Genomic DNA, 11,319 nt, shown 5'->3' on the forward strand with positions numbered 1-11,319 from the left:
AGAGAGCACCGTGGCCGCCGACAAGATCGACACCATCGTCAGCCTGAGCAAGCGCCGTGGCTTCGTTTTCCCGTGCAGTGAGATCTACGGCGGACAGCGTGCCGCCTGGGACTACGGACCGCTGGGTGTCGAGCTCAAGGAGAACCTCAAGCGCCAGTGGTGGCGCTACATGGTGACGTCGCGCGAGGACGTGGTCGGTATCGACTCGTCCGTGATCCTGGCCTCTGAGGTGTGGGTCGCCTCCGGCCACGTCGCCACCTTCACGGACCCGCTGACCGAGTGCACCTCCTGCCACAAGCGGTTCCGTGCCGACCATCTGGAAGAGGCGTACGAGGCCAAGCACGGCCGCCTCCCCGAGCACGGCCTCGCCGACGTCAACTGCCCGAACTGCGGCAACAAGGGCCAGTTCACCGAGCCCAAGCAGTTCTCCGGGCTCCTCTCCACCCACCTCGGCCCGACGCAGGACTCCGGTTCCGTCGCCTACCTGCGCCCCGAGACCGCCCAGGGCATCTTCACCAACTTCGCCCAGGTGCAGACCACCTCGCGCCGCAAGCCGCCGTTCGGCATCGCCCAGATGGGCAAGTCGTTCCGCAACGAGATCACGCCGGGCAACTTCATCTTCCGCACTCGCGAGTTCGAGCAGATGGAGATGGAGTTCTTCGTCAAGCCGGGCGAGGACGAGAAGTGGCAGGAGTACTGGATGGAGCAGCGCTGGAACTGGTACACCGGCCTGGGTCTGCGTGAGGAGAACATGCGCTGGTACGAGCACCCGAAGGAGAAGCTCTCCCACTACTCCAAGCGCACCGCCGACATCGAGTACCGCTTCCAGTTCGGCGGCAGCGAGTGGGGCGAGCTGGAGGGCGTCGCCAACCGCACCGACTACGACCTCTCCTCCCACTCCAAGGCCTCTGGCCAGGACCTGGCCTACTTCGACCAGGAGGCCGGCGAGCGCTGGACGCCGTACGTCATCGAGCCGGCGGCCGGTGTCGGCCGGGCGATGCTCGCCTTCCTGCTCGACGCCTACGTCGAGGACGAGGCGCCCAACGCCAAGGGCAAGATGGAGAAGCGGACCGTGCTGCGGCTCGACCACCGCCTGGCCCCGGTGAAGGTCGCCGTCCTCCCGCTGTCCCGCAACCCCGAGCTGTCGCCGAAGGCCAAGGGCCTCGCCCAGGCGCTGCGCCAGCACTGGAACATCGAGTTCGACGACGCCGGCGCCATCGGCCGCCGCTACCGCCGCCAGGACGAGATCGGCACGCCGTACTGCGTGACCGTCGACTTCGACACCCTGGACGACAACGCGGTCACCGTCCGCGAGCGCGACTCCATGAAGCAGGAGCGGGTGTCCCTGGACCAGATCGAGGGCTACCTGGCCAGCCGCCTGCTGGGCTGCTGACGCCGAAACACGGGTACACGCCGGACGGCCGCCGAGTCACTGACTCGGCGGCCGTCCTTCTGCTCTCCTCGGGCTCCCGTCAACGGCCTTGCAGTGCCCTGACGTTGTCGCCGAAGGTCCAGTTCTTCGAGCCGTCCCAGTTGAGGGACCAGGTCATCAGGCCCTTGAGCGAGCTGCCGTACTGCCGCCAGGCCTGGGAGACGAGGGACGGCGACATGTAGCCGCCGCCGGCGCCGGGCTGGGCGGGCAGCCCCGGTACCTGCTTGTCGTACGGCACGCGGATCGTGGTCCCCTGCACCACCAGCCCCTTGTTGAGGCAGTCGGTCTGCGCGGTGAAGCCCTGTACGGTCCCCGCCGAGTAGGAGTCGCCGGAACAGCCGTACATGCTGCCGTTGTAGTACTGCATGTTCAGCCACCACAGCCGGCCGTTGTCCGCGTACTTCTTGATGATCGGCAGGTACGCCCCCCAGATCGAGCCGTACGTGATGCTGCCGCCGGTGACATACGCGGTCTCCGGGGCCATCGTCAGGCCGAAGTTCGACGGCATCCGGCTCAGCACCCCGTCGATGATGCGGATCAGGTTGGACTGGGACGTGGACAGCCGGCCGATGCTTCCGCTGTTGGTGAGGCCGGTCTCGATGTCGATGTCGATGCCGTCGAAGTTGTACTGCTTCAGGATCGGCACGATCGTGTCGACGAACCGGTCCGCCACGGCGCTGGAGTTGAGGTCGATGCCCGCCGCGGCCCCGCCGATGGACAGCAGGATCGTCTGCCCGGAGGCCTTCGCCGCGCACATCTCCGCCGGCGTCGGCACCTTCACCCCGCTGTCCATGCCGTCCTGCCACAGCGCGGTGCCGTCGGACAGGATGACCGGGAAGGCCGCGTTGAGCACGTTGTAGCCGTGCGCGGCGATGCGGGAGTCGGTGATCGGGGTCCAGCCGAAGGGCGGGTGGACGCCGTTGGCCGAACCGTCCCAGTTCTCCCAGTAGCCCTGGAGAACCTTGCCGGCCGGGCGGGACTTCACTGCGCAGGTGTCGGTTGTGGCGGAGGCGCCGGGCGCGGTGGTGGGGGAGGGGGCGGCGGTTGCGGCTGGCGCCACGGCGAGGGAGAGGGCGAAGGGCGCGAGGCAGGTGGTGGCCAGCGCGGCGGCGAGCAGACGCAGTCTGCGGCGAATCATGCGGAGCCTCCCGGTGGGGGTGCGGTGAGGACGGGGCGAGGCGGGTGGGTCGGCCGGTGGTCGGTAGATGTCGCATACATGACACTCCTCTGGTCCAGACCTCTAGTCAATAGGTCTGGACCAAGTCGAAGCCCACCCTCTCTCGGATGACAACTCACAAATGACGGATAACAGATATTGAAATCTGTCATCCGTCATGGCAGTCTGGACTCATGACCACGACGATGCGAACCCGATCCCTCGGAACCACCGGCCCCCAGGTCTCCGCCCTGGCCCTCGGCTGCATGGGCATGTCCGGGATGTACGGCGAAGCGGACCGCTCCGAGTCCGTCGCGACGATCCACGCCGCCTTGGAAGCGGGCGTGACCCTGCTCGACACCGGCGACTTCTACGGCATGGGGCACAACGAACTGCTGATCGCCGAGGCGCTGCGCACCGCCCCGCCGGCCCTCAGGGAGAACGCGCAGCTGAGCGTCAAATTCGGCGCCCTGCGTGACCCGGCCGGAGGCTGGTCCGGCTTCGACGGCCGCCCGGCGGCGGTGAAGAACTTCGCGGCGTACTCGCTCCAGCGCCTGGGCGTCGACCACATCGATGTCTACCGACCGGCCCGCCTCGATCCCGACGTGCCGATCGAGGAGACCGTCGGCGCCATCGCCGAACTGGTGGAGAAGGGGTACGTCCGCCACATCGGCCTGAGCGAGCTCGGTGCCGACACCATCCGCCGGGCCGCCGCCACGGCCCCGATCGCCGACCTCCAGATCGAGTACGCGCTGATCTCGCGCGCCCCCGAGAAGGACATCCTGCCCACCACCCGCGAACTGGGCATAGCCGTCACCGCCTACGGCGTCCTCTCGCGCGGGCTGATCTCCGGCCACTTCACGGCCGACCAGCAGTTCGCGGCGACCGACTTCCGCGCCCACTCGCCCCGCTTCCAGGGCGACAACTACCGGCACAACCTCACGCTGGTCGAGTCCCTCCGCAAGATCGCCGAACAGAAGGGCGCGACCGTCGCGCAGACGGCCATCGCCTGGGTGCTCTCGCGCGGCGAGGACATCGTCCCCCTGGTCGGCGCGCGCACCCGCGAGCGGCTGACCGAGTCGCTGGGCGCCCTGGACGTCACCCTGGACGCGGCGGACCTGGCGGCCATCGAGAGCGCGGTCCCGGCGGAGGCGGCGGCCGGCTCCCGGTACGCCCCGGCGCAGATGGCGATGCTCGACAGCGAACGCTGAAGGCCACTCCAGGTACGGTCTAGGACATGGCACCGACCGAGACCCTGACCGCCGAGCGCATCCTCGAAGCCACCGAGGAGGTGCTGCGCCGGCACGGCCCGGCCAAGGCCACCGTGGTCGACGTGGCCCGCGCGCTCGGCGTCAGCCACGGCAGCGTCTACCGCCACTTCCGCACCAAGGCGGCACTGCGCGAAGCGGTGACCAAGAGGTGGCTGGACCGCACCTCGGAGCGGCTCGCCGGCTTCGTCACCGAGGACCGTGACCCGGAGACCCGCCTGCGCGACTGGCTGGCCGCCCTGTTCGAGGCCAAGCGGCACAAGGCGGGCTACGACCCGGAGCTCTTCGCCACCTACACCGTGCTGGCCGACGAGAGCGGCGCCGCCGTCGCCGACCACGTCACCGACCTCACCGTCCAGCTGGCCCGGATCATCGCCACCGGCGCCGAGTCCGGCGACTTCGCCGCCCCCGACCCCACCGCCTCGGCCCGAGCCGTCTTCCAGGCCACCGGCCGCTTCCACGACCCGTGCTACGCCCGCGAATGGCAACACCCCGACATCGAAACCGAATTCGAGGCGGTGGTCGACCTCCTGATCCGCGGCCTGCGCCCGCAGTGATCCCTCCTCTTCGACCGCAACTGTATCGATAGCGCGAATGGAGGTGTCTGTGCTGTCGGAACATGTTGACAGAAATAGGTCGATCGAAGAGCTTGAGCGCTGCCGATGGCCGGATCCGTCGACGCCCAGTACGGCCTTGGTTCGCAGCGTTCATGAACTGCGGAGGCGTGCTGTTGGAGAACTCTCGGCGGAGGATCTGGCCCGGTTGATCGGGCAGGATGTGGGCCTTCGTTGGCTGCTTCCTGTTGCCCTGGATTTCCTTCGTGAGACGGCACCGCAGGAAGCGGCGGGTGGCTGGTATGACGACGACCTGCTCTCGGCGGTATTGACCAGGAGTGAATCCGTATGGAGGAGTGCACCGGAACTCGCCCGTCACCTGGATGAGACCCTGCGCATACTGACCGATCTCTCGGAGTGCGTGGGGCGGGAAGTGGAAGGCTTCCGAGCAGCTCTGTCGGACGTGCTGTGAGACCCTGCACCCGCATCGGATTCATTGCCCTGCTGGCGCTGACCATCACGGCTGCGGTTGCAGCGGGCTATGGCGGAAGGACGTGAGTCCGGTGAAGATGAGTCGCGCCGAGGCTGTTGCGCTGGTGCAGCGGATCATGGATGCCGATTACGCCTCGGACGAAGAGGTGGACCGCGGGCTCGACAGTCTTGACCGAGCTCTGGCCTGTCCGGCTGGATACGTCGGCAATCTGATCTTCTGGCCACCCGAGCGGGAGCTTTCCGCCGATGAGGTGGTCGACCAGGCCCTTGCGTATCGCCCTATCGCGCTCTGAAGAGGAACCAATGACCAACGGTGAGGCGCATGCGGCCCAGCTGCAGATCTACTCTGTGGAAGAGGAGAGTGCAGCGTCCGTCGTGTGCGTTGTTCGGTGCGTGGGTGGCGTGGTGCACTGGGGTCAGGAATTTCGATCTCTTGCCTGCGATAAGCCTGTGCAGCTCAGGCCTGTCATCATCGTTGACTGGATTCGTCGTTACGAACGGTCGACTGAGCTCCTGGATCCGCCCCACAGTGCGAAAGCCAGGTTGACGGGCGAAGGTGTGCAGGAACTCAAGAAGGGCGACGTCATCGCGGCGCACGAGTCCGGGGTGTGCGTCGGTGAATCGTCATGAGAGCACGGCCTCACGGACACCTGTGAAGCTCCGTGCGTTGATCCTCGGCATCAAGGCCGGGAAAGCTGACCGCCTGCCGTAGTGGGCGCCGTGCAGTGCCAGAAGTCCCTCATCAAGGGGGTCGGGGTCGGGTTGGACATGGCGACCTGGGTCAGGAGGATGGAGACCATCCCCGTGCTGGGGGCCAGGTGGGCTGTGGTGCCTGTGCCGCCTACCCAGCCGTAGCGGCCCGGGGTGTTCCAGGGGTGGGTGGTGGTGATGTCGACCTGGGCGCCGTAGCCCCAGCCCTCGCCCTCCAGGAAGAGGCGGCCGATGCGGCGTTGGGCCGGCGTGAGGTGATTAGTGGTCATGCGGCGGACCGCGGTGGCGGAGAGGAGCCGGCGGCCGTTCGTCTCGCCGCCGGACAGCAGCATGCGGGCGAAGGCGAGGTAGTCGTCGGCCGTGGAGGCGAGGCCGCCGCCGCCCGAGGGGAACGCGGGGATACGGCTCCAGTCGCCGTCAGGGGTGTCCATGACCTCCAGGGTGTGGTCGGGAGCCTGGCGGTAGGACGTGGTGAAGCGGTGGCGTTCGGCGGCCGGGACCTCGAACGCAGTGTCCTTCATGGCGAGGGGCTTGAAGATCCGTTCCGCCAGGAAGTCGGGCAAGGGGTGGCCGGACGCCCGGGCGATCAGGATGCCCTGGAGGTCGGAGGAGGTGCCGTAGAGCCAGGCCTCGCCCGGCTGGTAGAGCAGGGGGACCTTCGCCAGGTCGGTCAGCCAGGTGTCCGGGGCCGGGTAGGCGTGCGGGAAGCGGCCGTCCTTCTGCACCTCGAACAGCGCCTGCACCGCCGGGAGGGAGAAGTCGGAGGGGAAGCCCCACCCCGTGCGGGAGGTGAGGAGGTCCTCGACCGTGATGGGGCGGTTCGCCGGCACCAGGTCGTCGAGGGGGCTGTCGGGGGTCAGGACCGCCATCGGCTCGGCCAGTTCCGGAAGCCACTTCTCCACCGGGTCCGTCAGCCCGACCCGCCCCTCGTCCACGAGCATCAGCACGGCCGCGGCCGTCACCGGCTTGGTGAGCGAGGCGATCCGGAAGATCGAGTCCCTGGTCATCGGGGTGGGGCCGCCGGCCGCGGTGTGGCCGACGGCCACCACCTCGACGTCCTCGCAGTGGGCGAGCAGGCCCACCGCGCCGGGCACGGTGCCCTCGTCGACGTAGCGGTGCAAGGTGTCGTACAGCGGTGTGGTGGTCATGGTCCTCGGTCCCTGGGTCGGCTCCGTCGTCGTAGGTACGACTGGAGCCGCTCCGGAAACTCATCGGTCGCCACCGTGCATGCGGCCCGCCGAAGGAATTCAGTGGGAGGCCTCCCGGGGCGCCGACGGGTCCACCGTCGCCTGGTGCGCCTCGGCCAGGTGCTCCTCCGCCTTCAGCCACGGCAGGAACTGCGCGCCCTGCCGCCAGCCGCAGGTGTCGCAGCTGATCGTGCGCTGCACGCCCGTGCGCCGTACCCGGACCACGTGCTCGCGCCCGTGCTGGTCCCAGCGGCTGACCTTGCTCGTCTGGTTCTGCGGCATGACCCCGCTCCTCCCTGACTCCGGTGTTCCCGACGGCAAGGAGTGTGCAGCAAGTCCAACATCAACAGGGGGTGCCCGGAAGGGGAAATGAGCGGCGGTCAGCCGACCGTGCGGGGCAGCCGCAGGCTCAGCAGGCCCGTCAGGGCGACCCCGGCCAACTGCACGAACAGCGTGGTGAGCAGGGCGTCCCGCATGCCGAAGTGCGGGACGAGGGCGAGGAAGAGCGTGCCGAGCGTGGCCACGCCCAGCGCCAGCGCGGACTGCTGCGTGGTGACCATCACGCCGCTGCCGACCCCGGCCCGCGCCGCCGGCATCTCGGACATCACGATCCGCATGATGTTGGGGAGTTGGAGGGCCTGCCCGGCCCCGGCGACGGCCGTGCCCGGCAGCAGCGAGGCCACGTCCAGGTGGGGCCAGTCCCGCCACACCGCGAGCACGATCAGCAGCACGCCGACCGCCTGCACCGCGGCCCCGGCGGCGACGACCCGGGTGCCGTGGCGGGCGATCAGCCGCGGACCGGCGAGGGAGACGAACAGGAACACCACGGCCATCGGCGCGAGCGCCAGCCCCGCCGGCACCGGTCCGAGGCCCGCCCCCTGCTGGAGGGCCAGCGCGATGACGAACATGAACCCGCTGAACCCGATGGAGAACGGCAGCATCAGCACCAGCCCGCGCCGCAGCGAGGCCAGCCGGAACAGGCTGGGCGGCACCAGCGGGGTCCGGCCCAGCCGGTCCGCCCGGCGCTCGACGGCGTAGAAGGCGGCGGCCGCGAACGGGAACGCGGCCAGCGACAGCCAGGTCCACAGCGGCCAGCCCGCCGCCCGGCCCTCGGTGAGCGGGGCGAGCAGCGTCAGCAGGGACGCGGCGAGCAGCACGGTCCCGGGGCCGTCGACCGGCTCGGGGTGCTGCGAGCGGGTCTCGGGCACGAACCGCACGCCCATGACCAGCCCGAGCACCACCACCGGCACGTTGACGAGGAAGATCGCCCGCCAGCCGGTTCCGGCGAGGTCGGCGGCGACGAGGACGCCGCCCAGGATCTGCCCCGCCACCATGGCGAGGCCGGCGGTGGCGCCGTACAGGCTCATGGCCTTCGCCCGGCGCGCGCCGCTCGTGGTGGCCTGGACGGTGGCGAGGACCTGCGGCAGCATCGCCGCGGCGGACGCGCCCTGCGCGACCCGCGCCGCGACCAGGGTCCAGGCGTCCGGTGCCAGGCCGCAGGCCAGCGAGGTCACTCCGAAGGCGGCCATCCCACCGAGGAACAGCCGCCGCCGGCCGACCAGGTCGCCGAGCCGACCGCCGAGGACGAGCAGGACGGCGTAGGCGACGCCGTAACCGGCTACGACGAGTTCCAGTACGGCCTCGCCCGCGGCGAGATCGGCGCCGATGGTCGGCAGGGCCACGTTGACGATGAAGAAGTCGACCAGCGGCAGGGCCGCGGCCAGCAGAACGGTGAACAGCCCCGGGCCGCCCAGCGTGGGCGAAGCCGCCTCAGGAGCGCGGACGGCCGGGGTACTGACGGTGTCGGTCATGTCCCCGAGCCTGCGACCGGGCGCAGGGTGGTACCAGAGTGTCCTTGTCCTGGTACAAGAAGTACCTGGCAACAGGATCGGGCGCGGGGCACCCTGGAACCATGACGAGCCTGACGACCGTGACGAGCACGACCTCCGCGGCCCCCCGGCAGTCCGCGGCCCGGCAGTCCGGGGTGCGGCAGTCGGGGGTGCGGCAGTCGGGGGTGCGGAACCCGCCGTCCCGGACGCCCGCGGCTCCGGCGACTCCCGCGGCTTCCGCGACGCCCGCGACGCCTACGGCTCCGGCGACGCCTGCGGCTCCCGCCGCCACGGGCGTCCCCGCGGCGGGCGGTGCGGAGATCCGGCGGAACGAACTGGCCGCGTTCCTGCGCAGTCGCCGGGAGCGGATCACCCCCGAGCAGGTGGGGCTGCCGCGCGGGCGGCGCCGGCGCACGCCGGGGCTGCGGCGGGAGGAGGTCGCCCAGCTCTCCGCGGTCGGCGTCACCTGGTACACGTGGCTCGAACAGGCCCGCAACATCCAGGTCTCCGTGCAGGTCCTGGACGCCCTGGCGCGCACCCTGATGCTGGACGCCAGCGAGCGCGCCCACCTGTTCCAGCTGGCCGGTGCCACGGACCCGACCCCGGCCGCGAACTGCGCGGGCATCACCCCGGCGCTGACCGAGATCCTGCGCCGCCTGGAGCCGGTCCCGGCCTGCATCCAGAACAGCCGGTACGACATCCTCGCCTACAACCGCACCTACGGCCGCCTCCTCGGCGACCTCGACGCGATCCCGCCCGAGGACCGCAACTGCATGGTCCTCGTCTATACCAACCGCGACTGGCAGGCGTCGATCGTGCACCTGGAGGACAGCCAGCGCCTGATGGCCGCCCGGCTGCGCGCCTCCCTGGCCGGCCACCTGGGCGAGCCCGCCTGGAAGATGCTCGTCAAGCGCCTGGAGACGGAGTCCCCGGAGTTCCGCGAGAACTGGGAGCGCTACGAGGTCGTCGGCAACCGCACCAAGACCAAGGAGTTCCTCAACCCGTACGTCGGCCACCTCACCGTGGAGCACACGGACCTGTGGCTGAGCCCGGAGACGGGCGCCCGCCTCGTCACCTACACCCCGAAGAACGAGGAGACCCGCGCCCGCCTGGAGCGGCTCCAGGAACTGGCCGAGCGCGGCTGAGCCCCCGCCCCGCGAGCGAGCGGGGCCAGGACCAGCGTGGACCAGGGTCCGGACGACCCGGGGTCGGGAGGAGCGGGGCCAGGCTCAGGAACGGCCCGACGCCCCCACCGTCTGCCGTACCTCCGGTGACTCCAGGCGTTCCGCCGTGCGCTCGGCCGTGCGGTGGGCCCAGCGGCCGCTGGTGACGGCGCCCAGGACGAGGACCGCGAGGCCGCAGGCGGCGATGATCCACCAGCCGGGGCGGGCCGCCGAGACGAAGGCGTGCTTGTACGACGACGAGCCGATCCCGGAGGCCAGGATGGCGCCGACCACGGCGACGCCCAGCGTCTGACCGAGCTGCCGGCTGGTGGAGGCGACGGCGGCCGCGACTCCGGCCTGGGCCCGGGGCATGCCGGACACCGCCGTGTTGGTGATCGGCGCGTTCACGAAGCCGAAGCCGATGCCGAACAGGACGTAGCCGAGGAGCAGGGTGGCGTTGGAGGTCTCCGCCTCGAACGCGCCGAACAGCACCCCGCTGACGGTGATCGCGGCGCCCGCCACCAGCAGCGGCACGCGTGGTCCCCGGCTGCCGACCAGCCGGCCGGAGACCGGTGCGCACAGGAACGTCGGCGCGGCCATGGGCAGCATCCACAGGCCGGCGTGCAGGGCGTCCAGGCCGCGCACGTTCTGCAGGTACAGCGTCGACAGGAACAGGAATCCGCCCAGTGCGGAGAACGCGCTGATGGCGATCACGGTCGCCCCGCTGAACGGCGCCGAGTGGAAGAAGCGCAGGTCGATGAGGGGTTCGTCGCGCCGGGGCTCGTACCAGAGCAGACCGAGCAGGGCCACGAAGGCGATCGCGCCGAACGGGGCGACCGCGCCGAGGCCGGAGTCCGGTGCCTGGATGATCGCGTACGTCAGCGATCCGAACAGGGCGATCACCAGCAGTTGCCCGACGGGGTCGGCGCGGCGGGGCTTGGGGGCGCGGGACTCGGGGATGAAGCGCAGCGTGAGCAGGAGCGCGGCGACGCCGATGGGGATGTTGAGCCAGAAGATGGAGCGCCAGCCCACCGACTCCACGAGCAGGCCGCCGACCAGGGGGCCGGCCGCCATGGATATGCCGACCACCGCACCCCACACCCCGATCGCGCGGGCGCGCTCGCGGGAGTCGGTGAAGGTGTTGGTGATGATCGACATGGCGACCGGGTTGAGCATGGAACCGCCGACCGCCTGCACCATGCGGAAGACGATGAGGAGTTGCAGGTTCGGCGCGAGGGAGCAGAGCAGCGAGCCGGCGGAGAAGATGACGAGGCCCGCCATGAAGACGCGCTTGCGGCCGATCCGGTCGGCGGTCGAGCCGGAGAGCATCAGCAGGGAGGCCAGGACGAGCAGGTAGGCGTCGATGGTCCACTGCAGACCGGAGGTGCCGGCGTGGAACTCCCGTTGCAGGGAGGGCAGGGCGACGTTCAGGACGGTGTTGTCGAGGCTCACGATGAGCAGGCTCATGCAGCAGATCGCGAGCACGAGCAGCCGACGGCTGTGACTCAACTCGGGCATGCGGTTCAT

12 protein-coding genes are annotated in these 11,319 nt (G+C 70.1%); 7 read left to right on the forward strand and 5 right to left on the reverse strand.

Features of this window, described 5'->3' with window-relative positions; all coding sequences use genetic code 11:
* The first annotated feature begins 10 nt into the window (after nt 1-10).
* Complete coding sequence (locus DBP14_RS24500) at nt 11-1,393, forward strand: glycine--tRNA ligase (RefSeq protein ID WP_129309273.1); 1,383 nt, start codon at nt 11-13, stop codon at nt 1,391-1,393.
* 79 nt (nt 1,394-1,472) lie between these two features.
* Here DBP14_RS24500 and DBP14_RS24505 read toward each other — a convergent pair whose 3' ends face one another.
* Nucleotides 1,473-2,570 (reverse strand): chitinase, encoded by a 1,098-nt coding sequence (locus DBP14_RS24505; RefSeq protein WP_129309274.1) that lies wholly within the window; start codon nt 2,568-2,570, stop codon nt 1,473-1,475.
* 212 nt (nt 2,571-2,782) lie between these two features.
* Here DBP14_RS24505 and DBP14_RS24510 point away from each other — a divergent pair, with 212 nt between their 5' ends.
* The 5 genes from DBP14_RS24510 to DBP14_RS24530 all read left to right on the forward strand — a co-directional run bounded on the left by DBP14_RS24510 (nt 2,783) and on the right by DBP14_RS24530 (nt 5,532).
* Nucleotides 2,783-3,799 carry an aldo/keto reductase gene (locus DBP14_RS24510; protein ID WP_129309275.1) on the forward strand — a complete coding sequence of 339 codons (1,017 nt, stop codon included), beginning with the start codon at nt 2,783-2,785 and terminating at the stop codon, nt 3,797-3,799.
* 26 nt (nt 3,800-3,825) lie between these two features.
* Nucleotides 3,826-4,413, forward strand: coding sequence for a TetR family transcriptional regulator (locus DBP14_RS24515; protein ID WP_129309276.1), 588 nt, complete (start codon nt 3,826-3,828; stop codon nt 4,411-4,413).
* Between the two features lie 49 nt (nt 4,414-4,462).
* A complete protein-coding gene (locus DBP14_RS24520; RefSeq protein WP_241741023.1) occupies nt 4,463-4,882 on the forward strand; it encodes a contact-dependent growth inhibition system immunity protein in 420 nt (139 codons plus the stop codon).
* Nucleotides 4,883-4,979: 97 nt separating this feature from the next.
* On the forward strand, nt 4,980-5,195 hold the full coding sequence (locus DBP14_RS24525) for an e9imm peptide (protein ID WP_206739470.1): 216 nt from the start codon (nt 4,980-4,982) through the stop codon (nt 5,193-5,195).
* A gap of 10 nt (nt 5,196-5,205) precedes the next feature.
* Nucleotides 5,206-5,532, forward strand: a complete 327-nt coding sequence (locus tag DBP14_RS24530) for a hypothetical protein (RefSeq protein ID WP_129309279.1) — start codon at nt 5,206-5,208, stop codon at nt 5,530-5,532.
* Nucleotides 5,533-5,582: 50 nt separating this feature from the next.
* Here DBP14_RS24530 and DBP14_RS24535 read toward each other — a convergent pair whose 3' ends face one another.
* From DBP14_RS24535 to DBP14_RS24545, 3 genes are all read right to left on the reverse strand, one after another.
* Nucleotides 5,583-6,761, reverse strand: a complete 1,179-nt coding sequence (locus tag DBP14_RS24535) for a serine hydrolase domain-containing protein (RefSeq protein ID WP_129309280.1) — start codon at nt 6,759-6,761, stop codon at nt 5,583-5,585.
* A gap of 99 nt (nt 6,762-6,860) precedes the next feature.
* Nucleotides 6,861-7,082: a hypothetical protein gene (locus DBP14_RS24540; RefSeq protein WP_129309281.1), complete on the reverse strand. Its 222-nt coding sequence runs from the start codon at nt 7,080-7,082 to the stop codon at nt 6,861-6,863.
* Between the two features lie 98 nt (nt 7,083-7,180).
* Complete coding sequence (locus tag DBP14_RS24545) at nt 7,181-8,611, reverse strand: MFS transporter (RefSeq protein WP_129309282.1); 1,431 nt, start codon at nt 8,609-8,611, stop codon at nt 7,181-7,183.
* A 101-nt stretch (nt 8,612-8,712) separates the two neighbouring features.
* Here DBP14_RS24545 and DBP14_RS24550 point away from each other — a divergent pair, with 101 nt between their 5' ends.
* Nucleotides 8,713-9,774 carry a helix-turn-helix transcriptional regulator gene (locus DBP14_RS24550; protein ID WP_241741024.1) on the forward strand — a complete coding sequence of 354 codons (1,062 nt, stop codon included), beginning with the start codon at nt 8,713-8,715 and terminating at the stop codon, nt 9,772-9,774.
* 84 nt (nt 9,775-9,858) lie between these two features.
* On the opposite strand, the gene DBP14_RS24555 is transcribed toward DBP14_RS24550, so the two are convergent.
* Nucleotides 9,859-11,310, reverse strand: a complete 1,452-nt coding sequence (locus tag DBP14_RS24555) for an MFS transporter (RefSeq protein WP_129309283.1) — start codon at nt 11,308-11,310, stop codon at nt 9,859-9,861.
* Nucleotides 11,311-11,319 lie beyond the last annotated feature (9 nt).

Origin of the sequence: Streptomyces sp. L2 (genome assembly GCF_004124325.1) — a bacterium.
Taxonomy (GTDB): Bacteria; Actinomycetota; Actinomycetes; order Streptomycetales; family Streptomycetaceae; genus Streptomyces.

What these genes read in the sequence shown, in the direction of transcription:
- DBP14_RS24505 (WP_129309274.1), bottom strand. Translation starts at nt 2,570, where the DNA reads ATGATTCGCCGCAGACTGCGTCTGCTCGCCGCCGCGCTGGCCACCACC.
- DBP14_RS24510 (WP_129309275.1), top strand. Translation starts at nt 2,783, where the DNA reads ATGACCACGACGATGCGAACCCGATCCCTCGGAACCACCGGCCCCCAG.
- DBP14_RS24515 (WP_129309276.1), top strand. Translation starts at nt 3,826, where the DNA reads ATGGCACCGACCGAGACCCTGACCGCCGAGCGCATCCTCGAAGCCACC.
- DBP14_RS24525 (WP_206739470.1), top strand. Translation starts at nt 4,980, where the DNA reads ATGAGTCGCGCCGAGGCTGTTGCGCTGGTGCAGCGGATCATGGATGCC.
- DBP14_RS24530 (WP_129309279.1), top strand. Translation starts at nt 5,206, where the DNA reads ATGACCAACGGTGAGGCGCATGCGGCCCAGCTGCAGATCTACTCTGTG.
- DBP14_RS24535 (WP_129309280.1), bottom strand. Translation starts at nt 6,761, where the DNA reads ATGACCACCACACCGCTGTACGACACCTTGCACCGCTACGTCGACGAG.
- DBP14_RS24540 (WP_129309281.1), bottom strand. Translation starts at nt 7,082, where the DNA reads ATGCCGCAGAACCAGACGAGCAAGGTCAGCCGCTGGGACCAGCACGGG.
- DBP14_RS24545 (WP_129309282.1), bottom strand. Translation starts at nt 8,611, where the DNA reads ATGACCGACACCGTCAGTACCCCGGCCGTCCGCGCTCCTGAGGCGGCT.
- DBP14_RS24550 (WP_241741024.1), top strand. Translation starts at nt 8,713, where the DNA reads ATGACGAGCCTGACGACCGTGACGAGCACGACCTCCGCGGCCCCCCGG.
- DBP14_RS24555 (WP_129309283.1), bottom strand. Translation starts at nt 11,310, where the DNA reads ATGCCCGAGTTGAGTCACAGCCGTCGGCTGCTCGTGCTCGCGATCTGC.